This window comes from Geobacillus kaustophilus, assembly GCF_000948285.1.
Taxonomy (GTDB): Bacteria; Bacillota; Bacilli; order Bacillales; family Anoxybacillaceae; genus Geobacillus; species Geobacillus thermoleovorans_A.
Map to the genome: position 1 here is coordinate 2,046,649 of NZ_JYBP01000003.1, position 25,355 is coordinate 2,072,003.

Genomic DNA, 25,355 nt, shown 5'->3' on the forward strand with positions numbered 1-25,355 from the left:
CGAATCGACGCACATGGGACAATAAACTAGAGGAAGGTGAATGACAATGGGCGCCATCGAACACGAAGGATATCGATTTGAGATCGAATACAGCGTCCTGTTGCAAAAAGGGGCGTTGCACGTTTACCGCAACGGGAAATTCATCGATGAAATTGTGTTTCCCTTTCGCGGCGAAAAGCCAAATGAACAGCAAATTGAAGCGCTTGTGAGCGAGTATGTCGAGCAAAAAGCCTCCGGCCGCTGTTAGCTGCCGGAGGCTTTTCTTGCCATTTTTTCGCGTTTTCCGTTATGATGAAGGTAAAAAAGCAAGGGGGATCGGCATGTACGATAAACGTTTATACGTCTTTGACGGCAACACCCCGCGCGAAGCGGTCATCCGCAACTATACGAAAGACGACTTTGCTGATCTCATCCGCGTGCAGCAAGAAAGTTTTCCGCCACCGTTTCCATCGGAGTTATGGTGGAACGAACAACAGCTTCACAACCATGTCACCTTGTTTCCCGAAGGAGCGATTTGCGTCGAAGTCGGCGGGCGCATCGTCGGATCGATGACTGGCTTGATCGTTGACTTTGATCCAGCCCATACCGATCATACATGGGAAGAAATCACCGACGGCGGCTACATCCGCAACCACCGCCCGGACGGCAACACGCTTTATGTCGTCGACATTTGCGTCTCGCCGCCATACCGGAAGCTCAGCCTCGGCAAGTGGCTCATGCAGTCGATGTATGAAGTCGTCGTCCATCTCGACCTCGACCGGCTGCTCGGCGGCGGGCGGATGCCCGGCTACCATCGTTACGCTAACGAATTATCACCCGAAGCCTACATCGACAAAGTAGTCGCCGGCGAGCTGAGCGATCCGGTCATTACGTTTTTGCTCCGTTGCGGGCGAACGCCGCTTGCGATTGTCCGTAATTATTTAGAAGACGAAGAATCGCTCAACCATGCCGTGTTAATGGAATGGCGCAATCCATTTAGGCAGATGACCAAAAAAAATTAACAGACACCAAATGACAGGAATTGTCGGCAACGAACGCAAAAAAATAAGGTTCATCACCACAACGTGTACTTGACAAGCGAGGCTTTTTCTCGTGTCACCATGTAGGAAAATCGTTGATTTACTGATTTTCCTTATGCATGTAAGCAAGACATGATCTGAAACAGTCAAGTACAACTTTTGGTGAAGAGCTACAAGATCAAGCTGATGAAACGTCGGGGATACGGATACCGAAATATCCAGCGTTTTGCATTGCGGGTTCGGCTAGAAACAGCTAACATACTTTCATGACAGGTGCAAGTACAACTTTTGGTGATGAACCTATTTATTTACGGTTCATCACCAAATTTTGTGATTTAGTGACAAAAAAGAGAAAGCACTGACGAGATCCTGGCAATAATGTTAGCGGTGAAATAAACATTAAGGAGGTCTCGTAAGTGCTTTCTATACCACTAGGATTGCCAGAATTTAAAGTGATTAAACAAGAACTTCTTTCCTATGGTTATGCGATTCATGTAGAGAAAACAGAGACACAGGAACGTTGCCCTCATTGTGGGTTTGCCACTTCCTCTGTCCACGACAGACGGACAAGAAAAGTACGGGATTTGGCGATTTTCCATCAACCGGTGTACTTGTTCATAAAGGTAAAGCGCTATCGGTGCTGGAATTGTTCTCAAGTGTTTTCCGCCTCTTTGGAATCGATTCCACCCAATCAACACTACACCAATCGATTTTGTGAGTACTTGTATGAACTTTGCGAAGGCTCCACCATTCAAGAGGTTAGCCGAAAGCACCGCATCCCATATACAACATTGGAACGCATTTATTACTCCATCGCATCGAAAAAAGCAAAAGAGCGTCAAACAGCGATAGAAGCATCTTCTCAAGAAGGAATGGTGCTTAGTTTAGATGAAATCGCTGTAAAAAAGGGACATCAGTATGAAACTGTATTGATGGATGCCAGAGCCGGATCGGTCATGGGAATGCATACCGATCGCCAATGTGACTCCGCCATCAACTTGTTGAGCCAAAATATCCTGTCGAAAGAAATGGTCCAAACGGTGATTCTTGACATGTGGGAATCTTATCATAAGGCGGTTCGCGCCCTGTTTCCATCTGCTTCGATTGTCATCGATAAGTACCATGTGGTTCAAAAAGTGACACAAGCCTTGGATCAAGCAAGAAAGGAATTTTCTCCATTGAAAAAGGCTCGATATCTTCTCTTAAAAGGCTGTGAAAAGCTTCGTAAGGATCAACGGCTTCGATTAGACGATATCTTGGAGGAGTATCCGGTACTTTCCATTGCCTATTATCTGAAAGAGCTGTTTCGGGATTTTTACCGAACCGATGGATATAACGAAGCAAAGGAACGCTTGGAAGAATGGATTCAGTTAGCCAAACAGAGCCCTTTTTCTTCTTTTCAGGAAGCAGCCAACACGCTTGAAAGGTGGAAGGAGCCGATTCTTTCCTACTTTTTGTGCCCATATACAAACGCCCGAATCGAGGGAACGAATCACAAGATCAAAAACATCAAACGCCGGGCATATGGCTATCGAAATCTAGAACGGTTTCGTTTGCGTGTATTTCTGGAGTGTACAGGGAACACTACAGGCAGTCAGGCTGCTTAAGCGCTCCCTTCTTCCGCTATCGGTATGATAGTTGGTAGAATGGAACCCGTCAAGGAAAGCACTTGACTGTTTCCATTCTACCAACTTCGTGGTCTGTATGCGGAAGAAGGATCCTGACTGATGAACCTATTTCATCCAGCTAACATGTCTCTAGGATTGAGTAGAAATCACAGAAAATGGTGAAGACCCCGAATTTGCGTCCTTCTGAAGAAAAATTTTAAACTGTCAATCTGGTGAAAAATGATTCAACTTTGATAATATTTTAGAGCTATTCATTATGCCGTATCCATTCAGCCCAATATTCGTGAGATTTTCAGAATCCAGCACCCATAGGGCATTTCCCGTATCGAAAATGCCCTAGGAGGAATGGAGAATCGTTTGGAGAGACTCCCCACTTAGAAGTCTTTGCAACGATTCCCAAACCGGCTTTCCGTGTTTTTGCAGGGTAGAAATGACGCTGCGCATGACACAGAAAGCCTCGGCATCGTCTTCCTGACGAAACGTTCCGGAAATTTTTTGTTTGACTTTCACCATCCGCAAATCGCGCTCGGCTTGGTTGTTGTCAAACGGTACTTCTTTCTTTCGCAGGAAGAGAAGCGCTTCTTGCTTGCGCTTTTCTAGACGCTGGATGAAATTCTGCGCGTTGCGGGCGCCTTCATGCTTGCCTTGTCGGCAACGCTCCTCGAGTTCTCGGCGACCATTCGCTAGAAGCTCGTCGTACACGGCTTCCCAATACCGGACTTCCTCTTCCGGTAGAGCTCCGCCCGCGTTCTCCACCGCCTGTTTCATCTCTAACAGCGCTTCGGTCATCTCTTTCGACCATGAATGGCCGTAAAGTTCTGTATATGCCCGAAGCTCCCGGAGATGATGGGCGTGGCAAAGCGCATGGCTCGCCTCTGTGTACATCGGGTACACCGAATACGCATCGTGTACCATCGTTCCTTTGTACCGTGGCAAGATCCCGATGTCGTCCGTCGCTTTCTTTCCACGAGAGCGATGAAGTCCGTATCGGGTGACCTTGGCAGTGGAAGCCACGTGCACCCATTGGTTCTTTCCGTTCACACGCAGGCTCGTTTCATCGACGTGCAACGTCTTGGAAGCGAGCAGCGCCGCGTCGATCTCTTTGATCGCTGCTTCTACCACAGGCAGCCACCGTCTCGTCATGTTCACGACTGTGCCTGCACTTATCGAATGATCCACTAGCGCTTTGACCATCTCCGTGACACGCTCGTACGGGATCAACTGCGCATGATTCCAGTATAAAACAAGGGAAGTGATGGCTGGACCGTACTGGACATGATTTGTGACATAAAAAGGGAACTCCGCCTGCTGGACGAGATGACATTCCGGACACCCCTTTACTTCCCGTTCGTGTTGAGTCACTTCCATGCGAACCACGGGAAGGTCGAACACTTGGCGAATGTCTACTTGAAGCGGAGCAACATGTTCTATATAGATGCAACGAAAAAGGTTAACATATCCTTGACGGAAAGGTGGCTTGTCCATTTTTCGACTGTTGAAGGCAAGCCTGTGGCTTGCCTTCGTCACGCCTTGGCGTGACGGAAGACCGAACAACCATCCGCTTCACAGACCCATACATGGGTCTGAAAGCGGCGTTGTTCGTTCGCCCGACAGTCGATCAAATGCTCAGCAAAAGCGACATATGTTAAAGCTTCAAATTGCATCTATATAGAGAGTGACCACATCCTTTGCATTGGGTCACGCGGTGAAGGACTCGGTGGTCAGGGTTTGGTACTTGGCGGAGCGTCGTTCCTCGGTGCCCCGGCTGCCCTCCCGGCTGTTTCTGCGACGGTTGGCGAGAAGGAGATTTCGCCACAAACCGGTCAGAAGACGGCGGCAAATGGCTATTGGTACTGTTTTTTTTCGTACAGGCTTCTAATTCTGCAATACGTGCTTTCCATTGTTGGGTTTCTTGTCGAAGCCGTTGGTTTTCTTGACGTAGTTGCTCGTTTTCTCGAACGAGTTTTTCAATCGTTTGTGCTTGGCGCTGAATTTTTGCGACCATGCTTTCGAGTGTAAAAACGGCTTGTTGGAAATCAAAAACAACGGTTGCCATCCTTTTCACCTCCCTTGTCTTGGATGGTACTATATAGATGCAATTTGAAGCTTTACCATTTGTAGTTTTTCCCGAGTATTTGATCGACTGTCGGGCGACCGAACAACGCCGCTTCCAGACCCATATATGGGCCTGTGAAGCAGGCGGTTGTTCGGTCTTCCGTCACGCCTTGGCGTGACGGAGGCAAGCCTGTGGCTTGCCTCCGTCAGTCGAAAATGGGCAAACCGCTTTTCCGTCAAGGATATGTTAAACTTCTTCGTTGCATCTATATAGTATAGACAAGGGGAACAGAAATAAACCCGATCTCGTAAACTTTTTCTATGTAATGGCTGAACAGTTACATTATGCCTCTCTTAATTTTACAGAGGTATAACGCTTTGAATTTTTCTCGTAAAGCGCTATTTCATCATCACTTATCCACATTAAATGACCTAAAAACCTATCGTAAATAAGTTCATCGGGTTCAGTTGACACTATTTTTTTTTCAAGTAATACTTTATCTTTTCTATCTTTAATCACCATCTTTATTGTAAAATCATACAGATCGTGATTACAATGTACCTCAGCTTTGTATTTTTTATTTGGACTTAATTTAGGCTTGTTCCAAATAAACTCATTAATATAGTTTAACTCCTTTACTCTCTCATAAGCTTCTTGAAAAGGATTAGGATCCCAATTTTTTTCTCTAATAACAAAATCGAGGCTATTTTTCAACAGTTCTAGGATCTCTATTTTTTTTTTGTTATCTGGATACTCTAGAAATTCTTGAATATTATATGGCACTAAGACTTGACAAAAACCATCAAAACATCCTAATAGTTTCATCTCGGAGTAATTACCACAATGGAAATTTAACTGCCTACAATCAGCGGTTTTATATTTTTTATCAAAGACCCGTTCATACAATTTGGTAATACATCTAGTTTGAAAAGAAAAACTTTTTTTAACGTCGGATATCCCTTCTTCTCCTAATAATAGAAATGTTTTCAGTAACATAGCTTACCCCTTTCTTTATGTTATCACGGTCTGACATGAAGATACATATTACCCCCAGCTTTTCTCACTGCATAAGCTCTTCCTCTCTCCCACTTTAGAGCTTTCTCTCTTCCATAAATATTTCTCTTAACAATCCGAGCATAGTATCTTTGATACCCCGCTTTTTTATTCCACTTATTGACCTGACGGTTAGCCCTAGGTGATGTACCGTTTTTGTTTAGCTTAGCACCACTAATACCTACTTTAACTATACGTTTTTTACCGTTAACTATTTCATAAAATTTCATACCCATGATGAATCCTCTTTGAGAATCGACTATTACCATGCACAGCTTTAATAATTTTACTAGCAGCTTTGAACTTGCCACCAAAACCAACAAAATTGATAGCCGCCGCAGCTGCGACACCTTTCCATCCTTTTCCTGACTGGTATGCCTTATACGCACTATAAGCCGCAACCCCTGCATTGATGGCCAGCCAGACCCAATGCCCATCTGGACCCACCAACATCACTGGATTGTTGTTCGCATACGCATACCCATTCTGCGTGAGGATATCGTCTGCATCCCCTGGGTCTGGGTCTAAAGATAGGAACACGCCATGCGTTGGATGATAGTATCGGGCAATTAAGTAATAGAGACCCGTTTCGTTGTCATATTGATATCCCGCATATCGGTATGGGTTTTCGTCCGCCAATGCGCCGGATTGGGAAAGAATGTTCCCCCACGCATCGTATTGGTAACGGGCCACGATGTTTCCTTGCGCATCCGTTAGGGCGATGACATCGCCATGGGCGTTATAGTGGTAAAAATATGTCGCATTGCCTTTTTTCATCGCAAGGAGCTGCCCGTTTTCTCCGTATATATACGATTTTACCACATTTCCGCTTGCATCGGTTTCATACAGAACGTTCAGGCTGTCGCCTTGGTAATGGTAGTTCGTCACGACGCCATTGACATTCTTTTGGATGCGCCGGCCGTCTTCATCATATTTGTACGTCACAAAAGGAGTGCTTTCACCTTTTCTTGTAATCGAGACGAGCTGGTCGGCTGCGTTCCATTCATATTGATACTGACCGTCTTCCAATCGGTTGCCGTTCGCATCGTACGTGATTGTTTCGTCACCGAAACGAACCAACTGATTCGCCGCATTATAATCAGCCGTGGTCGTCGTCGACTGCCCATCCTTGGTTTTCACGATTTGCTTCCGGTTTCCGAATCCGTCATAGGCATACTCGATTTTCGTGCCATCTGGAAGCTGCTCTTCCACTAATTGGTCTAGGGCATCGTAACGGTAGACGGTCGTTTCCCCCGTTGGGGATTCCACTTTCGTCCGGTTGCCGTTTTCATCGTAACGGTACGTTTCCGATAAAATTTCTTTTCCGTCCGCCGTACCGATCGAAACGCTTTCCACTAAGCCGCGGTCATCATACGTAAAGGTCGAACCGGCCCCATTTCCTGTCGTGAAGGTGCGAACGTTTCCTCTCTCGTCATAGTCAAAGCGGCACGTATACGTTCCATCTTGGACGACCGTATTTTGATCCAATGCATTATATTGGTAATGGATCGTTTGGCTAAAGGACCCATGAGAGAACATGAACTGCTGCAATTTATCCGATGTGGTTGGGTACAGCCATTTTTGCAGCCCGCCACGGTCCGACAGTTCCACCAGCCGATTCGCTTTATCAAATGTTCTTGTTTTGGTCGTACCGTCTTTTAAATATTGTACAGAAAGTTCGTTTCCGTTTTTGTCGTAACTAAATTCGTAATACGGGACGTTGTTGTAGGAAACAGTTTTGACTCTTTCGGCCCCGTCATACGTCCATTGAATCGTGTTTCCTTTCGGCAAGACGGTTTTAATTTTATTGCCGTTCGCGTCATATTCATTTGTTGTCACATCATGGAGCGGACCAACCGTTTTAATGAGTTTTCCAGTCTTATCATAAGAATAACTAAATCCTTGTGACTGACCGCCACTAGTTTGAATGACTTTGGAAGTCATGTTGCCGTTCAAGTCATAATCATAGTTGACGGACGTTCCATTCGCCAATAGGAGCTGTTTTAAACGATTTGATGCGTCATACTTGTACTCTTTCTTATTTCCTTTCTTATCGTATTCGCTTAACAGATTTCCTACGGCATCATAATTCTTTTTCGCCACATAGCCTTCTTCATCCACTTCTTCCGTGACATAATTTCCGCTTGCATCATACTTGTTTTTCGTCACCACGTTTCCTTCCATTAAACGGATCGCGTCAAACCATACCGTTCCCGTGTAATTGCCACGGAAGACAGCGGATATGTCGATTTTATCCATTGGCTTGGAAGGTTGAATCGAAACGGCGGCACGGTTCCAATCTTGATTGCCAGTAGGGAAATCGGCGGTATACGTTTGGGTCGTTCCATCCACAAAGTATACTTTAGCCGTAATGGAATAATCGCTTGCGCTCACGGTTCCGTTGGCTTTGACATCCTGCGCTTTGGAAAGACCGGTGAGTGTCAGGCGAATCGGTGTATCACTTGAAGTTTGCCCTACGATCACCGTCTGTTTATATTCACTAGCCGACTGCGTGGTACTTGTTCTCGATACTTTGAGAGAGTAAGCCCCATCAAACGATTCTGCATTATCTACGCTTCCGCCTGTTCCGCTCCAGTTCGTGACGGTTCCTTCAAAGCTGCTATTTACAACTGGGTTGTAGCTGGAAGAAACCTGCGCTTCCTCTAATTGAACATTATCAAACCACGCTTCTCCGGAAGCATCTGGAGACTTATGATCGACCTCTAAATAGACGCGAATTTTGGCTGCATTCGAAGGAGTGGTAAACGTGACTTGCCGCTCTGTCCAAGGTCTTGTGCCTGTAAGTTGGCTATAACGATGATCCGCCCAAGAAATCGTTTGATTTTGACTATTCATGAATTGAACATTGAAAAAGGCATTGGCTTTCGTTAAATTCGTTTTGATCTTCCCGCTTAACGTATACGTGGTATTCGGTTTCACTGTGATTTCTTGGGTAGCCGCTACATAACCAAGTTCCGTGCCTGGCGAAGTAGAGTCAGCGACGATTTTTAACGTTTTTCTCCCTGTCAATCCATTATAGACATTCGTGTCTTCCAGTAATTGCCCAGAATCATAATGACTGAGCAGATTCCAAGCGGTGATTCCTTGTTCAAAGCCACTATTAGAGAGTAAATTCGTGGCACTGCCTAATGTATCACTTTCCTCAATAATGTTCCCATAGGAATCATACTTCGATACCGAAGACGTTTTTCCCGATTGATCGGTTTCAGATACAGGATTTAAGCCATCATAGGCAATCGTGGTTGTATCGCCTTCCGTATCTGTCATGGAGATGACATCATTATTTTTGTTATACTCGTATGTTTCCGTACCATAACTATCTTTCGCCGTTAACACATTCCCCTTGGCGTCATACGTATATGATTCAGTAGGATTCGCTGCATTTTGATCATTCGGATCCCGTGATTCTACTAGATTATTTCCCTCATAAACATAGCTTGTCGTAATGTTTAAGCCATCTACGTCCTCAATGATTTGAATAGGATTCGCTGCTTCATTAAAGGTATACTGAATTTTACGGCCATTCGGTTGCGTTACGACGAGTTGTCGTTTTGTTTGGTCATAGTTCATCGTATAGATGCGGTTTTCAGGATCAATCGCTTGGCTTAGCCTGTCGCCATGATAAATGAACTGATTAACGACCGGTTTTGCTTCCGTATGTGTCGGTTCCAATACTTTCTCTAACCGACCAAGTTCATTATATTGGTATCTCGTTACTTCCCCGCCCGTCTGGGTTACTTTTGTTAACAAGTCGTTGTTATACTCATACGTGATTGTCCGATTCATTGGGGCGGTAATTTTCTGGATTCTGCCGCTTGCGTTGTACTCCATACTCAGTTTTCTGCCCGACGCATCGGTAATCGACACTAGCTTTCCGTTAGAATAACTGTAGGTAGTGGCATTCCCATGTCCATCCACGATTTTCGTTAACTTGCCGTCACTTTTTTGAAAGTGGATTTTCGTTTGATCTTTTGTCGTCAGTATATATTCATCGGTTGTTTCGCTTAACTCCAAGTAAACACCTGTCGGGGCTTTATACGTGCCGTCGGATAATTTCGTGAATATATGGAGCGTGCCATCTTCATCCGTAAATCTTGCTTCATTTCCTTGGGCAACGATGTTCATTTCCGCATCGCTATGCCATCCTTTTCCAAACAATCCAACCGATGTGGATAAACTATTGTAAGTTCTCGTAATTCCAAGCTCCGGTCCTCTTCCGGAAATCGAAACATCGTCTTCGTCTATAATCAGATTACCGGTAGCGGCATTCACGCTGCCATACGGAACATCAATGATGGACCAGTACTCTTCTTTTCCTAAATACTCATTCGCCTCCGGAATTTTCACCGTCAATGCATTGCTGGAAAATACTGTTTCCCCATCCGCATTGTATGCACTGAGTCGGAAGTAGTAATTGGTGCTTGTGGCGTATTTTGTCCCCATTTTCGCATACATTGGGGAAGGATCTTTCGGAAGTTCCAATCCTTTTCCATCATGATGCAACGTTAAGGTGCTGGAATCCCCCTGTTGGATTTCCTCCGGAGTTGGCCAAATTCCTTTGTTTTGTGTCGTCCAATGGTCCACGTCTCCTACATCAAATGCTTCATAGTAAAGTCCATTGAAAATCCACACTTTATACCCTGTCGCTCCAGGAATCTTATCCCAGTTTAACATGACATAGCCAGAGTTGCTCCCCGATTGATTACTGTAAGCAAATCCAGAAGGCGCTGATGGCACTGGCAAATCTGGAATACGAGGCATATACGCATCCGAAAAGACGGTTTCCCCTTGAGAGTTATAGGCACTTACTCGAATCCAGTAGTTGGTAGCCGTTGCGTATTTTGTTCCTGCATTGGCATAGACCGGGGACGGGTCAACAGCTAATTCTGTGCCAAGACCATCGTTTAAATGCAACTTATATCTACCTGCATGAATTTCCGTGGAGGTTGGCCAATACTTTTTGTTTTTCGTTGTCCAAGAAGTGACGTTCCCGACATCTAACGATTCATAGTAGGAACCGTTAAAAATCCAAATTTTATACCCCGTCGCTCCACTCACAGGATTCCATTTGAAATCGATATATCCTGTTCCGTTTCCGTTCGTGTAACTTACCCCTGTCGGAGCGGATGGTTTCGCCAAATTCGGAATGGTTGGCATGTAGGCACCTGACATGGCGCTTTCGCCTTGAGGGAAAATGGCGCTGACTCGGAACCAGTAGTTCTTGCTATTCGGATAGCTTCCGCCTGAATTTCGATAGACCGGGGAAGGATCGACAGCAAGCTCCGTCCCTAACTGATCTTGGTGCAAGTCGTATCTTCCAGCACTAATTTCAGAAGGGGTCGGCCAGATTTTTTTCCCTTTTGTACTCCAAGAAGTGACATTTCCTACATCAAACGCTTCATACGATTTCCCGTTATAAATCCAAACTTTATAACCCGTAGCACCAGGAACCGGATCCCATGATAAATTGACATATCCTGTGCCATCCCCATTACTGAAGGCCGTTCCTGTCGGCGTATTTGGAACTGGTATCGTATACGTAACGGACAAATATGGTTTATAACTGCTATTCGTGGTGGAGACAACCTTTTTCCAATACGTTTGTCCATTACCATTCGTATGAAGTTTCCATCCGTAATTTGTCTTTGTCCCGGATGCCCATTCTTTTACCGTATTCGTTACATCAAATTGCGCCCATTGGTCTCTTGCGACATCAACCTTGCCAATGTTGGTGGAGGAAGGTTGATTATTCCACGTTAACGTGCTCGCGGACCATGGACCGTTGACAACATCTAGCCATAGACCTGTTGGTGTTGTTGCATAATACGAATGGGTGACATAGACATGGAACGTGGCACTCGTCACATTCATATTTTTGATGCTCGATAGATCTTGATTCAAAAAGCCATAGCAAGTGCCTGTTGTTCCATCATAATACCCCACCTTTAAAACGTATTGTCCCTGCGCCGAATCCCACTTACTTGATGAGGAACTATAGTTGGTTGTCGGATAGGCGCTCATTACAAATGCATCGGTAGACACATTAATGGAAGTACTCGGATCAATATAAACAGGGTATACACGTTTAGGATCCTTCAGCCACTCCGGGTCGGCTTTGACCGTTAAAATATATCCTTGATCATCCTGTTGTAATTCATACGTTACATTCTCTGAGCGCTGCACCTCGCCAGAGCGTTCATCGACATTCGAATCCACCATAAACGGCTTCGGCAGCTCAAAAACCCTTTCATTTTCTTTATTTGTAAATAAAATGGAGCCATCGTCTTGAATGTCTGCATGTAAATTCGTTTTCAGACGGAATTTGAAAATATGATAGCCAGCAAACGAATGAAGAACCAAATCTTCTTTTGTTGACTCGTTAAATGCAATATTTTGCAGGTCTATGCTCGGAAAAATGTTTTTGTGAACAATTTTGTTGTCTTTTTTCTTATAGACGGCGGCAACATCCTTCGCTTTTATCGGTTGTGCGTTATTGCCTGCCGCCTCTAAAATAGAATAGGAAATCGAATATCCATTGTAATGGAACGTGGCGTATTCTCCATCGACCATCTTTTTATAAAAGTTTGTCTCCAAAATGGTATTCTCTGTTTCAACGTAATTCGTATTATTGGTGCTATCCGTTAGGCTAGAAGATACTTCCTCAAATAGTTTTTGTCCCTTTTTCTTCACATGAATAGGCTCAAAGTAAATCTTCTTGGTAAACGTGCCATCGCCGTTGTAGTAAACCTTTGTATTCTCAGTTCTTTCCTCTATGATTTCCCCTGGCTTGAGATCACGTTTCAGAGCTTCCGGCACCTTTGGCGGCCCCTCTTTTGGCGCCACACGGTCAACCCCTGATCGGATCGTTTCGGCAAGCCCCTTTGTCGGGACGCTTGACATCACTAAAGCCCATACGATCATCCAAACCAACCATCGTCGCAAACGAATGTTTCTCATATGCTCTCCTTCCCCATTTCTGTCGCTTTTATTAAAAATTGTATCTTTCCCCCTCCCTGCCATCCATCGTTTTCGACAGACAAAGTTCGACATGGTTTTTCATTTTCTTCGGAAGCTTTTGCGAGTAAACCAATTTGTATGTGAAATGGAGAAAGAGTCCTAAACGAAGATTGCCAGTGGTTGCTTGCGATGGTGATCTTGATCACTTAGCGAAAGGCTGTAAATGATCGTTTTATTTGAACACCAAGCTACCCGCTTTCCGTGAAAATCCCGTCGGCAAGCGGTGATTTTCATCCCCGGGTCGAGGGCAAACTTGTCCATGGACCTTTCTTGGCGCTTTTTCTAGGTTTCGGTTATGATGAGGGTAAAACGAACGAAAGGGGGATCAGCATGTACGATAAACATTTATACGTCTTTGACGGCAACACCCCGCGCGAAGCGGTCATCCGCAACTATACGACAGACGACTTCACTGATCTCATCCGCGTGCAGCAAGAAAGTTTAGAAGACGAAGAATCGCTCAACCATGCCGTGTTAATGGAATGGCGCAATCCGTTCAAGCAAAAACAAGGACACAATTGACAGAAACGAAAAAAAGGAATCACCAGCATCGGCCGCGAACTAAGAAAAGGAGAACGACCGACGGAAAGGAATCGCGGCCGATGAAATCGATTTTGTATAGTGATCCGCTTGCTCCTTTGCTTATTCGCAATGAATTGTTTTCCCTGCTGCCAGCGCACATTTCCCGTTTGACCGTCGTTTGCATCGGCAGCAACCGCATCAACGGCGACAGCTTAGGGCCGTTCGTCGGCACGCTGCTGGAAAACGCTTATCCGGATCATTTGACCGTCATCGGTACACTTAGGAAGCCTGTCGATGCAACGAACATTCATCGTGTTTCCGAGCGGCTGCAACACGAGCGCGGAGCGTATGTGGTGGCAATCGACAGCATTGTCGGGCCGCAGTCGTTTGTCCATACGATCGCCATCCGCCCTGGCGCCCTTTCCCCTGGCACGGCGCTCGGCAAATCGCTGCCACCGGTCGGAGACATCAGCGTCATGGGAGTCATGATGGAGGACACGGCCGATGTAAGCGCGCTTCCGTATACGAATTTGCACATAGTTTACCAAATGGCGAAAGTTATCGCTATCGGCCTTTCGCTTACGGTCCGGCAGCGGTATGGCTATGAATCGTCGACGCCGCTGTTGGCATAACGCAAAACGAAAAAAGCGCGGCGAACCACACGTCGCCACGCTTTCATTCAGGCAAGTGAAAATGTTCGTTTGACAAACGACACGACTTCCTCAGCCGTGCCGAGCGACAACACCGTCTCTTTGATGCGAGCCGCCTCTTCTTTCGACAATTGTTTCAACTGAGCGCGCGCCGGCAAAATCGAGGTGGCGCTCATGCTGAACTCATCAAGGCCAAGGGCAAGCAAAATCGGAATCGCGATCGGGTCGCCGGCCATTTCCCCGCACATCCCGACCCATTTTCCTTCGCGATGGGCGGCATCGATCACGTGGCTGATGAGCCGCAAAATCGCCGGGTTGTACGGCTGGTACAAATACGCAACCCGCTCATTCATCCGATCGGCCGCCATCGTATATTGGATCAGGTCGTTCGTTCCGATGCTGAAGAAATCGACTTCTTTCGCAAACTGGTCCGCCATGACGGCAGCTGCCGGGATTTCCACCATCATGCCGACTTCAATTCCATCCGCAACGGCAACCCCTTGGCGGAGGAGCGCCTCTTTTTCTTCAAGCAAAATGGCTTTCGCTTGGCGGAATTCATCGAGCGTCGCAATCATCGGGAACATGATTTTCAAATTGCCGTACACACTCGCCCGCAACAAGGCGCGCAGCTGCGTCCGAAACATGTCTTGCATCTCAAGGCAAAGGCGGATCGCCCGGAACCCTAAGAACGGATTCATTTCTTTCGGCAGCTGCAAATACGGAAGCTCTTTGTCGCCGCCAATGTCAAGCGTCCGGACGACGACCGGCTTGCCATCCATCTTTTCAACCACCGTTTTGTAGGCCGCAAACTGTTCGTCTTCCGTAGGCAGCTCCGAGCGTCCCATGTATAAAAACTCCGTCCGATACAGCCCGATTCCTTCCGCCCCGTTGGCAAGCGCTCCTTTCACATCATCCGGCGTGCCGATATTGGCCGCCAGCTCAACGTGCACGCCATCAGCGGTGACCGTCGGTTGATCGACAAGCTTCGCCCATTCCGCCTTTTGCGCTTCATAGCGGGCCCGCTTCTCTTCATAACGCGCAAGCAGCTCAGGGGACGGATTGACGACGACTTGGCCGTCAAGCCCATCGACGATGACGATGTCGCCGTTTTGCACTTCCGCCGTAATCGCCTTCGTGCCGACGACAGCCGGAATTTCGAGCGAGCGGGCCATAATGGCCGAATGCGACGTCCGCCCGCCGATGTCGGTGGCAAACCCTTTGACATACTGGCGGTTCAGCTGCGCCGTATCGGATGGCGTCAAATCCTCAGCGATAATGACGACCTCTTCGGAAATAAGGCTTGGATTGGAGATCGTCACGCCAAGCAGATGGGCGAGGACGCGCTTCGTCACATCGCGGATATCGGCGGCCCGCTCTTTCATATACTCATTGTCCATGCCCTCGAACATCGAAATGAAAAACGATGCCGTTTCATGGAGCGCGTATTCCGCGTTTACTTGTTCCGTTTTGATTTTTTCCTTAATCGGGGTCAGCAATTCTGGGTCGTCAAGCACAAGCAAGTGGGCGGCAAAAATGGCGGCTTTGTCTTCACCAAGCTTTTCCAAGGCATGCTGCTTGATGGCTTCCAGCTCTTCTTTCGCTTTCGCGACCGCCGCCTCAAGCCGCGCAATTTCCGCCTCGACGTCGGCGACCGTTCGTTTTTCGGCCTCCAAATGAGGCGTTTCCAAGCGATATGCTTTGGCGATGGCGATGCCGCTTGAAGCGGCGATGCCCTGAATCATTTTTTCCATTATTCCGCAAGTCCTTCCTTTGCCAACGTATCGGTTAACGCCGCCATTGCTTCTGCCGCATCGGCCCCTTCTGCCGTAATTTTAATCGTCGCTCCTTTCGGAATGCCTAACGACATGACACCCATGATCGATTTCAAGTTCACCGTTTTGCCGTTGTACTCAAGCTGGATTTCGCTGTTGAATTTGCTCGCCGTTTGCACCAAAATCGTCGCCGGACGAGCATGGATGCCGGAATCCGAAACGACTTTAAACGTTTTTTCTGCCATGATTCATCATTCCCCTTTTCTTCAATTTTTTCTTTGCCATCATATCAAATGCAGAGGCGGGGAGGCAACGGAAAACGCTTGGCCCCGCCGCGAATAAGCAGCTTAGCTGATCGTCACAACAGCGTCTTCTCCTCGAGCAACCAGGCCTTGCTTGTTGACGTGAACCGTTTCGCCGGCTTTGAGATTCGTGAAAATCACCGGCGTGACGATCGATGGCGCGTTCTGTTTGACATAATCAAGGTCGACGCGCAAAATCAGCTGCCCTTTTTTCACTTCGTCGCCTTCCTTCACAAGCGCTTCAAACCCTTGGCCGTTCAGCTTCACCGTGTCGATGCCGACGTGGATTAAAATTTCATGCCCGCCGGCTGACTGAATGCCGATGGCATGCTTCGTCGGAAAGACGTTGATGATTTTCCCGTCGACAGGAGAGACGACCGTGCCGTCCGTCGGCATCACCGCGAAGCCGTCGCCCATCATTTTTTGCGAAAACACTTGGTCCGGCACTTCAGAAAGCGGAACAATTTCCCCGGTCATTGGTGAGGCGATCGTTTCCGCCTGCACGGCTTCCGGGGCCGCTGCCTTCGGTTTCTCTTCCGCCCGGGCCGGCGCTTTTCCTTGCATGATATCTTGAATTTGCCCTTTTAACATATCCGATTTCGGACCGAAAATCGCTTGCACGTTGTTGCCGACTTCAAGCACCCCGGCGGCGCCGAGCGCTTTCAACCGGTCTTTATCGACCCGGCCGATATCATGAACCGAAACGCGCAAACGTGTAATGCATGCATCCAAATGTTCGATGTTTTCCTTTCCGCCAAGGGCAGCGAGCACTTCATACGGCAGGTCGCCAGCGGCGGCTGTCTCGGCTTTCGGCGCTTCCTCAACCGTTTTTTCCCGGCCCGGCGTCGCCAAGTCCCACTTGCGGATCGCAAAGCGGAATCCGAAGTAATAAATGACGGCAAACGCCAAGCCGACCGGAATGACGAGCCACCACGCCGTCCGGTTTGGCAGAACGCCAAACAGCAAAAAGTCAATGACCCCGCCAGAGAACGTCATCCCGATTTTGACGTTCAACAAGTGCATGATCATAAACGACAAGCCGGCAAAAATGCAGTGGATGACAAACAGCGCAGGAGCGACAAACAAGAACGAAAATTCGATTGGTTCGGTAATCCCGGTCAAAAACGATGTCAGCGCGGCCGACCCCATGATGCCGGCAACGACTTTTTTGTTTTCCGGCCGCGCTTCATGGTAGATCGCGAGCGCCGCTGCCGGGAGGCCGAACATCATAAACGGGAACTTCCCGGTCATGAACGTGCCGGCCGTCAATTTGACCCCATCTTTCAGTTGCTCGAAAAAGATTTTTTGATCGCCATGGACCACTTGCCCGGCTTTATTGACGTACTCGCCAAATTCAAACCAAAACGGTGCATAGAAAATATGATGCAAACCAAACGGAATGAGCGCCCGTTCGATGACGCCGAAAATGAAGGCGGCCAACGTTTTGTTCGCATCGATCATATTGTGCGAAAACGCATTGAGTCCGTGCTGAATCGGCGGCCAAACGAATGTCATGATAATGCCAAGCACGACGGCGGACGCTGCCGTCACGATCGGCACGAACCGCTTGCCAGCAAAAAAGCCGAGATATTGCGGCAGTTCGATATTGAAGTATTTGTTGTACATGTACGCTGCCAAAATCCCGGCGATAATCCCGCCAAAGACGCCGGTTTGCAGCGTCGGGATGCCGAGAATGTTGGCGTACGACGGGTCGGCGCCGATCATATCGGAAGTCACGCCTAAGATGACGCTCATCGTCACATTCATAATCAAGTAGCCGATGATCGCCGCCAAGCCCGCGACCCCGTCCCCCCCGGCAAGGCCGATCGCCACACCAACCGCAAACAAAAGCGACAAGTTGGAGAAGACGATGCCGCCTGCTTGCTCCATCACGTTGGAGATGAGCACGACCCAGTCGGCTTTGAGCGCCGGAATTTTGTCAGTGAGCGCCGGGTTTTTCAAGGCGTTGCCAAGCGCCAGCAAAATCCCGGCCGCAGGCAAGAGCGCCACCGGCAGCATGAGCGCTTTCCCGACCTTTTGCAGCGTACCAAACACTCGTTTCATTTGGATGACCTCCTTTGGTTTTCTTTTCTTAAGTTTTGCAGCAAACAGCCGATTCATGTGCCAAAAATGAGGCGGACGTTTCCGAAGGCACCGGCGCAATAAAAAAGGCATGACTAAAGAGAGACAAAAAGAACGCTTACAACAGCGCGAAAACAAACTCCCTGCTGCTGTCGCTTCCTTTGCTCTCTTTACTCATGCCTGATCGAGTCAGTAACACGTAAAGCGAGACGATTATGCAGTTGTATTGTTCTTCTTCTCCGCCAGCCGTTGCAAATGCAACGTCAAATAGACCGCCTCGGCATCGTCCGCCGGCAGATGAAGCGTTTGCTGCATGACTTTGACCAACTTCCATGCTAGATTATAGCATAATGGATACGCTTCCTTCAAGATTTTCGACAAATTTTTTGGTTCTTCGGTTTTTTCGCCTTTTTTCATCCGCTCAATCGCATAGCGCAAGTGACGGACAAACCGCAAATAATGAACGCTCTCGCGGTCGATGTCAACGCCAAGCTGTTGCTCGACGATCTTGACAAGGTCAGCAATGAGCTGGGAATATCGATTCGCTTCCGACACGCTTTGTTTAGAAATGGCACTATGAATATGAAGGGCGATAAAGCCTGTCTCCCCTTCAGGCAGGGAGGCTCCGAGCTTTTGTTCAATCATGCGGGCCACTTCATTGGCGATTTCATACTCCAACGGATACAAGCTTTTCGTCTCAGCCAAAAACGGGTTTTTGACATCCAATCCTTGTTCAAGCCGCTTTAATGTAAAAGCGATATGGTCCGTCAGCGCCACATGGATGTGCTCGTCGAGCGGCGCACCCACGCGTTGCTGAATATGGTGAACCACCTCGCTCATGAGGGCGATGAATTCTTCGCTCAATTCCGGAAGCAGCTTTTTGTATTGCTCTTGTTCGCGTTCATTTTTCAGCACGAAACATTTTTCAACAGCGCTCTTGGCAATCCCGTCCCCCCGTTTTTTGCCGAAGCCGATTCCTTTGCCGAGCAACACGACTTCGCCATATGCCGGATGGGAAGCGATTAACACGTTATTGTTGAGCGTTTTTTCGACGCGAAACGGCTGTTCCATTAGGCTTCCTCCTTTCCGCACCCATCGTCTGCCGCTAATCTATGCAGACTAAATTATAAACCGGGCGGGCCATCGCTCTCAATGACGTTTTTTTGGATGGGGCGCCGCTCTTCTCGACATACTAATAAGAGGGCTGGGAGGGAGGAAAGAATATGCCATACGTATCGATCAACCGACGAGTCCGCCTTTACTACGAGGAAAAAGGAGAAGGAACACCGATTTTGTTCATCCATCCCCCTGGGATGGGGCATGCCGTTTTTTGCCGCCAAAAGCCGCTCGCCCGCGATTTTCGCCTTATTTTGTATGATATGCGTGGAAACGGGCGAAGCAGTTCGTCAGATGCACCGATCACCGTACCGCTGCTTGCCGACGACATTTCCGTATTGCTCCGCGCCCTCGGCGTTCGGCGCGCCATCATTTGCGGCTACTCAAACGGCGGATCGATTGCGCTCGATTTCGCGCTCCGCTATCCTGAGCATGTCGAACAGCTCGTTTTGATCGGCGGGTTTCCGGAAGTGTGCACCCCGCTTTTGTTCAGCGAGTTTTTGCTCGGCATCTCCGCCGCAAAACTTGGGGCCATCCCGCTGCTTGCGTCGGCTCTTGCTTGGGGGCACAAAACGAACTGGCGCGAATGGCAACTGTTGCGGCGGTACGCCCGGCTGACCAATAAACGGGATTTAAGCGCCATGTACCAGGCTGGGCTTGTTTATGGATGCACAAAACAACTGTCTTTCCTCCGCTTGCCCGTGCTCCTTATTTATGGAGCACGCGATCGTTACATCCATCCGTATATCGCTATGTTCCAACATTATGTGCCGCATGCAGATATTGTGTTTATTGACCAGGCCCGCCATCAAATTCCGACCAAACATAGTAGCGAACTAAACAGCATTTTGCGGGCATACGGCAAGCGGAGCGAAACGGGCCGAAAGGAGGGGATCGCATGTCGAACAAAGGAAGACAAAACAAAGTGAGCCAAGAAACAGCCAACCCGACCATCTCCAAGGAGGAGGCGGAAATGGCCAAAGACAGCGTGGATGCGGCCAAGCAAGCGAAAAAGAACCGCTCGCAGCGACAGCGAGGCTGCCCTTTTTTGGGGACAGCCCCGCTGTTTTGCCGCTATAGCGCCGCCTATCGGCCCGGCCGCCCGCTTCGACGGCGACTAGCCCGTCCGGCGCACCGGATGGAGACAGCTGAAAATCATCTTCAGCAGCGGAGGAGTCACGATGGTCGTCACTAATACGACGATGATCATGACAGCAAACATCCCCCCATCAAGCAGGCCGGCTTCCAAGCCGATGCCGGCGATGATGAGCGCCACCTCGCCGCGCGACACCATGCCAGCCCCGACCGCCAGCGAGCTTCCCCACGAAAATCCGGCCCATTTTGCCCCCAGCGCCGCGCCGACGAGCTTCGTCAAAATCGCGAGCACACTCCAGCCGACAATGAGCGGCCAATGCTTGACGATACCGGAAAAATCGGCCGCAACCCCGATGGAGGTAAAAAAGACAGGGACAAACAAAGAATAGGCGATCGTTTCCACTTTCTCAAATACTTCTTCCCGATAGTCCGTAAAACTCGCGCCAAGCCCGGCCATATAGGCGCCGATAATCGCCGCCACTCCCGTCGCTTCAGCGAAGTAGGCAAACGCAAAGCAAATGATCAAGCCGGCCGACACAACCGTTTCCGTCACACGAAGCGGGGCAAACCACTTTAATACGAGCGGGATGGCTTTCCAGGCAAGCAAAATGGCAACGGCAAAAAAGACGACTTTTTTCAGCACAACCGCTCCGAGATCAACATCACCGCCCGTCAGGCTCAATAAAAACGCCAACGCGATGACAACCAATACATCGTCGATGACCGCCGCGCCAAGAATGGCCGACCCTTCCTTCGACTGCAGGCGCCCCATCTCCTTGAGCGCCTGCACGGAAATGCTGACGCTCGTTGCGGACAGCAAAAGGCCGAGGAAAAGAGCCGTTCCGGTTTCCATGCCGAACGCTGCGCCGGCCGCATACCCGGCGAGCAACGGAACGAGAATGCCGAGCACTCCGACCGCCACAGCAGCTTTTCCAGTGCGCCGAAACTGATCCATATCCGTCTCAAGGCCGGCGATAAACATAAGCAAAATGACGCCGATTTGACTTAACTCCTGCAAAAGATCGGTATCCTCAATCACACCAAGCATGCTCGGTCCAAGCACAATGCCGATGAGCAGCTTGCCGAGCACGGCGGGCTGGCCAAGGCGCACGGCCGCATCGCCGGCAAGTTTGGCGGCGAATAAAATGACAGCCAACTGAGCAATGAACATCTCGTCACCCCTTCCTGTTCTCATCCTTTTTCAAACTACGTTTATCATGCACGAAAGGTTTCATTTTTATTGAAAAACAAGACCGGCCTCTGAAAACAAAACGAACGCCCCCGCATCACGCAGGAACACCCGCAATCCCTCTTATACCAGCGCCTTTTCTCACACGTTTTCCGCGCTGGACGGAAACGTCAAATGAACAGTCGTCCCCTTTCCAACCTCGCTTTCGATCCGCATCGTTCCTTTATGATCTTGAACGATTTTCATGCTCGTTGTCAACCCGAGACCCATTCCTTTTTCCTTCAAGGTGAAAAACGGTTCACCGATTTTCTGCAGCCGTTCTTTTGAAATGCCAATGCCGGTGTCGGCCACATCGACAAAGATCTTCCCGTCCGCTTCCGCAACGTGGACGTACAGAATTCCGCCATCAGGCATCGCTTCGATGGCATTTTTCATAACGTTCAACAACACTTGAACAATTTGGATTTGATCGCCGTACACGCAAGCTTTCGGAGCGATATTATGGACAGAAATGGAAACGTTGTTCAACGTCGCCTCATGGCCGATCAAGCTGATGACATACGAAATGGCCTCGTCTAGCAAAAACGGCCGATAATCGTGGCTTTGCGGCTTGGCGAGCACCAGCAGCTCGCTGACAATTTGGTTGATGCGGCCGAGTTCACTCAACATGATGCGCATATAATGATCATTCACTTCGCGCGTTTCTTGCATCATCTGAATAAATCCTTTCATGGAGGTGAGCGGATTGCGGATTTCATGGGCGATGCCGGCGGCCAGCTCGCCAAGGACGGAGAGCTTTTCTTTTTTCAAGAGCAGCTCCTCGGCAAGCTTTTGCTGGGTAATGTCGCGGCCGATCGTCAACAGCCCTTTGCGCGCTCCGTTTTCGTCAAAGAGCGGCACTTTAATAACGTCAAACGTCTTCACTTCCCCATCCGGCGTTGCAAACGACTCCTCGCGGCGCGTCACCTTTCCGCTCTCCCACGCCTCGCGGTCTGATGCCATGCACTGCGCAAACGCTTCTTTAAAAAACGGCACAAGCTCGCCAAGCTCGCGGTCCGTCTTCCCGATATAATCGATCTGTTCGAGGCGGTACAGCCGCCGGCCGAAATCGTTGACGCGCAGCCATCGCCCCTCGCTGTCTTTAAAGCAAACGAAATCTGGCATCGAATTGATGAGCGTAAGCAGCTGCTGTTCATTTTCCTCGGTCTTTTCCAGCTGCTCGCGCTTTTTTAACAGCTGGTACAAAAAAATGGCCGAGAGCAAAATAAACACGGCCCCTTTGGCGGCGCCAAGCGCCATATATACATCGCCGCTGATCGACAGCATATTGAGCAGGGTGTCGGTGGCGGCAATCCATACAATGCTGCCTATGATATATACTGCGATTACTTTTGTTTTGTTGACCACGTTGTCATCGAACCCCTAACATGCAAAGTCGCTGGCGGCCACGGTCGCCCTCTAGGCTACATTTCCCGCGCCCAGCCGAGCAGCCGCACGGCCAAGAGGGCGGCGCGCTCATGGTCAAGCCGCTTTTTGAGCGATGCCTCAAGCCGCTCGGCCACCGCCTCCGCCTCTTCCTCATAGGCGAACGAAAATGACCACTCAAGCGCCGGAATGGCGATCACGATATATTCTTCTTTTCGATTTTCGTAAATGTAGACATTAGCCGGAGCTTGTCCGTCCATCACCGGCGTTTTGCGGATTTTCATTTTTCCGTCCCACCTTTTTCGTTGAAACCGTCTCCATTTTGTTTATTTTAACAAACGCCCACTCCCTACTCAATATAAATCATTTTCCTTGTCATTCCCCCGTCGATGACCAAATTTGCCCCGGTGATAAAATCGTTTTCCTCATCGCATAAATACAGACAAGCGCGGGCGATATCGTCCGGTTTGCCGACGCGGCCGGCCGGGTGCTGCCGGTGATCAATGTCCCGCAATTGCCCATAATCGCCCGTTTCAATCCAGCCGGGGCTGATGCAATTGACGCGAATGCGATCATCCGCAAACGACACCGCCAGCGCATGGGTCAAAGCGACAAGGCCGCCTTTCGATGCAGCGTACGCCTCGGAATTCGGCTCGGACATGAGCGCCCTTGTCGAGGCAATGTTGACGATGGCTCCGCCTTTGGCATTGCGGCGCATATATTTCGCTGCTTCTCGAGAAGCAAAAAAAGCGCTGCGCAAATTCGTTGCCAGCACGTCCTCCCACTCCTCAACCGTCAGCCCATACGGCGGCTTCCAGCGTGAGACGCCGGCATTGTTGATCAAATAGTCAATGCGGCCGAAGCGGCTGGCAGCTTTTTGTACAAACCGTTCAATATCGTCCACCTTCCGCACATCCGCCGCCACAAAGATCGCCTTGAATCCGTCCGACTGCAATTGCGCGGCGAACGCTTCACCGTTTTGGACATCGCGGTCGATGATCGCGACGTTCGCTCCTTGTTTTGCGAATGCCCTAGCGATCGCCTTGCCAATCCCATTCGCCCCGCCGGTGACAATGGCTGTTTTCTGTTCCATGCTCATGTGCAATTTCTTCTCCCTTCCTTTGCACATTTAATCTGATGGATTTGGTTTCTAACAGAAACACATCCATAAGTATACTAACAGCTTGACACTCCACACGCCTAAAGGGCGTGGGATTCTTGGGTCGTTCGCGTCCTCATCCATTTCTGGTTCAGACAACGCCCAAGTTCAGGGGTGTGTCATCACCCCGTCCCATCGGGTTAAGTTGTACCCCAATGGGCGGCGCACCTGTGACCAGTGCGCTAGGTTGGGCGGCGAAGCCCCGAAATCGCTTTGGCGATGTTGATCGCGCCATTCAAGTCGGCGTGGATGGTGTATCCGCACTTTTGGCATCGGAAGTGGATGCCGTTTCGGTTCGCTTTCTCCCGATGCCCGCATCGGCATGTTTGACTGGTGTAGGTCGGATTCACCCACTCGACCCGAATGCCCGCCATTTCAGCTTTGTAGGCAATCATCGTTTGCAGTTGATGGAACGCCCACGAATGAAGATTTCGTCCTGCTTCTTTGGCCGAAGCGGCTCGTTTCCGAATCCCCGCCAAATCTTCCATCCGAATCACGCCAACACCGTTGGCGAGGGCAAAACGGACGATTTGACGGCTGATTTTATGGTTCATATCCTTCATCCAGCGGGACTCTTTATCGCCGATTTTGCGAATCATATGAAGCTTCTTCGCTTGGCCCAACGTTCGCCGCAAAGCCGCATATCGCCGGCGCACAAAGGCGCATTGGCTCCCTTTGAAAAACCACGATTTCGTCCCCACGCTGGCAACGGCGATATAGCGAAGGCCAACGTCAACCCCCATCGCCTTTGTTTCGTGCCGCGGCTTGACTTCAAATGCGACCGCGATCGCCAAGCACCATTTCTTTCGCTTTTTGTAGAGCTTGGCCGCCCCTTGTTTGGCGGTTCCATGGATCAGCCGATCCAGCCATGCTTCTTGATAGGGGCGCGTGACGACAGGCACGCCAATTCGCTTCTCCAGTGTGGGGAAGGAAACCGTGTAGAACGCTCCTTTCTTTTCCACCTTTATGTTTTGATTGTTAAAGCAACACCAAAATGTTCGGAACTTCTTTGCCTTTTGTTTTTTCTTTTGGGACTTCACTTCTCGAATCGTCTGATTCACGATAGCAGAAGGAAACTTTTGTGACGAAAAGTCTTTGAATATCTTGCTCGTCGCTTTGTTTAATTCAGGATGATGCAATAGCCAATTCGCAAATTCTGTGTTCCATTCTGTCATTCGCTCGTACATTTCCTGCTTGGCTTTCGTTGGGTTGTGCAGTTCCAGCCTGAGTGTGATCGTGGGCATGGATT

The 25,355-nt window shown here is 49.1% G+C and carries 18 protein-coding genes and 2 pseudogenes; 6 read left to right on the forward strand and 14 right to left on the reverse strand.

The window, feature by feature from the left end; translation table 11 throughout:
* Positions 1–46: 46 nt before the first annotated feature.
* The 3 genes from LG52_RS10575 to LG52_RS10585 all read left to right on the forward strand — a co-directional run bounded on the left by LG52_RS10575 (position 47) and on the right by LG52_RS10585 (position 2,626).
* Positions 47–247, forward strand: coding sequence for a YbxH family protein (locus LG52_RS10575; RefSeq protein ID WP_044731889.1), 201 nt, complete (start codon positions 47–49; stop codon positions 245–247).
* Between the two features lie 73 nt (positions 248–320).
* A complete protein-coding gene (locus LG52_RS10580) occupies positions 321–1,001 on the forward strand; it encodes a GNAT family N-acetyltransferase (RefSeq protein WP_044731890.1) in 681 nt (226 codons plus the stop codon).
* Positions 1,002–1,435: 434 nt separating this feature from the next.
* A complete protein-coding gene (locus LG52_RS10585; protein WP_044731891.1) occupies positions 1,436–2,626 on the forward strand; it encodes an ISL3 family transposase in 1,191 nt (396 codons plus the stop codon).
* Between the two features lie 357 nt (positions 2,627–2,983).
* Here the strand turns inward: LG52_RS10585 and tnpC are convergent.
* From tnpC to LG52_RS10605, 5 genes and pseudogenes are all read right to left on the reverse strand, one after another.
* Positions 2,984–4,072, reverse strand: a pseudogene (tnpC, locus tag LG52_RS10590) (IS66 family transposase); the annotation flags it as partial.
* Positions 4,073–4,316: 244 nt separating this feature from the next.
* Positions 4,317–4,703 (reverse strand): annotated as a pseudogene (locus LG52_RS19800) (DUF6444 domain-containing protein); the annotation flags it as partial.
* A gap of 342 nt (positions 4,704–5,045) precedes the next feature.
* Positions 5,046–5,699, reverse strand: coding sequence for a hypothetical protein (locus LG52_RS10595; protein WP_014195316.1), 654 nt, complete (start codon positions 5,697–5,699; stop codon positions 5,046–5,048).
* A 23-nt stretch (positions 5,700–5,722) separates the two neighbouring features.
* Complete coding sequence (locus LG52_RS20220; RefSeq protein WP_044731892.1) at positions 5,723–5,992, reverse strand: hypothetical protein; 270 nt, start codon at positions 5,990–5,992, stop codon at positions 5,723–5,725.
* Positions 5,973–11,996 carry a DNRLRE domain-containing protein gene (locus tag LG52_RS10605; protein ID WP_419761075.1) on the reverse strand — a complete coding sequence of 2,008 codons (6,024 nt, stop codon included), beginning with the start codon at positions 11,994–11,996 and terminating at the stop codon, positions 5,973–5,975. Before LG52_RS10605 ends, LG52_RS20220 begins: the two co-directional genes overlap by 20 nt.
* Positions 11,997–13,124: 1,128 nt before the next feature.
* Here LG52_RS10605 and LG52_RS10610 point away from each other — a divergent pair.
* Together LG52_RS10610 and yyaC are read left to right on the forward strand one after the other, a co-directional pair.
* Positions 13,125–13,316 (forward strand): hypothetical protein, encoded by a 192-nt coding sequence (locus tag LG52_RS10610; protein WP_011230499.1) that lies wholly within the window; start codon positions 13,125–13,127, stop codon positions 13,314–13,316.
* 80 nt (positions 13,317–13,396) lie between these two features.
* Positions 13,397–13,948 (forward strand): spore protease YyaC, encoded by a 552-nt coding sequence (gene yyaC / locus LG52_RS10615; protein WP_044731893.1) that lies wholly within the window; start codon positions 13,397–13,399, stop codon positions 13,946–13,948.
* Between the two features lie 47 nt (positions 13,949–13,995).
* Here yyaC and ptsP read toward each other — a convergent pair whose 3' ends face one another.
* The 4 genes from ptsP to glcT form a co-directional block, all read right to left on the reverse strand.
* Positions 13,996–15,717, reverse strand: coding sequence for a phosphoenolpyruvate--protein phosphotransferase (gene ptsP / locus LG52_RS10620; RefSeq protein ID WP_044731894.1), 1,722 nt, complete (start codon positions 15,715–15,717; stop codon positions 13,996–13,998).
* Positions 15,717–15,983, reverse strand: a complete 267-nt coding sequence (locus LG52_RS10625) for a phosphocarrier protein HPr (RefSeq protein ID WP_011230496.1) — start codon at positions 15,981–15,983, stop codon at positions 15,717–15,719. Before LG52_RS10625 ends, ptsP begins: the two co-directional genes overlap by 1 nt.
* A 102-nt stretch (positions 15,984–16,085) precedes the next feature.
* Entirely contained in the window at positions 16,086–18,104 is a 2,019-nt protein-coding gene (gene ptsG, locus LG52_RS10630; protein WP_044731895.1) for a glucose-specific PTS transporter subunit IIBC, read from the reverse strand.
* A 231-nt stretch (positions 18,105–18,335) separates the two neighbouring features.
* Entirely contained in the window at positions 18,336–19,193 is an 858-nt protein-coding gene (gene glcT / locus LG52_RS10635) for a glucose PTS transporter transcription antiterminator GlcT (protein WP_044731896.1), read from the reverse strand.
* A 152-nt stretch (positions 19,194–19,345) separates the two neighbouring features.
* Between glcT and LG52_RS10640 the strand changes: the two genes are divergently transcribed.
* Entirely contained in the window at positions 19,346–20,167 is an 822-nt protein-coding gene (locus LG52_RS10640; protein ID WP_044731897.1) for an alpha/beta fold hydrolase, read from the forward strand.
* 188 nt (positions 20,168–20,355) lie between these two features.
* Here LG52_RS10640 and LG52_RS10645 read toward each other — a convergent pair whose 3' ends face one another.
* The 5 genes from LG52_RS10645 to LG52_RS10665 all read right to left on the reverse strand — a co-directional run bounded on the left by LG52_RS10645 (position 20,356) and on the right by LG52_RS10665 (position 25,350).
* Positions 20,356–21,504: a cation:proton antiporter gene (locus LG52_RS10645; RefSeq protein WP_044731898.1), complete on the reverse strand. Its 1,149-nt coding sequence runs from the start codon at positions 21,502–21,504 to the stop codon at positions 20,356–20,358.
* Between the two features lie 159 nt (positions 21,505–21,663).
* On the reverse strand, positions 21,664–22,929 hold the full coding sequence (locus LG52_RS10650) for an ATP-binding protein (RefSeq protein WP_044731899.1): 1,266 nt from the start codon (positions 22,927–22,929) through the stop codon (positions 21,664–21,666).
* 56 nt (positions 22,930–22,985) lie between these two features.
* Positions 22,986–23,231: a YueH family protein gene (locus tag LG52_RS10655; RefSeq protein ID WP_011230486.1), complete on the reverse strand. Its 246-nt coding sequence runs from the start codon at positions 23,229–23,231 to the stop codon at positions 22,986–22,988.
* A gap of 65 nt (positions 23,232–23,296) precedes the next feature.
* A complete protein-coding gene (locus tag LG52_RS10660) occupies positions 23,297–24,046 on the reverse strand; it encodes an SDR family NAD(P)-dependent oxidoreductase (protein WP_044731900.1) in 750 nt (249 codons plus the stop codon).
* Between the two features lie 242 nt (positions 24,047–24,288).
* Positions 24,289–25,350, reverse strand: coding sequence for an RNA-guided endonuclease TnpB family protein (locus LG52_RS10665; protein ID WP_044731901.1), 1,062 nt, complete (start codon positions 25,348–25,350; stop codon positions 24,289–24,291).
* Between the last annotated feature and the right edge of the window lie 5 nt (positions 25,351–25,355).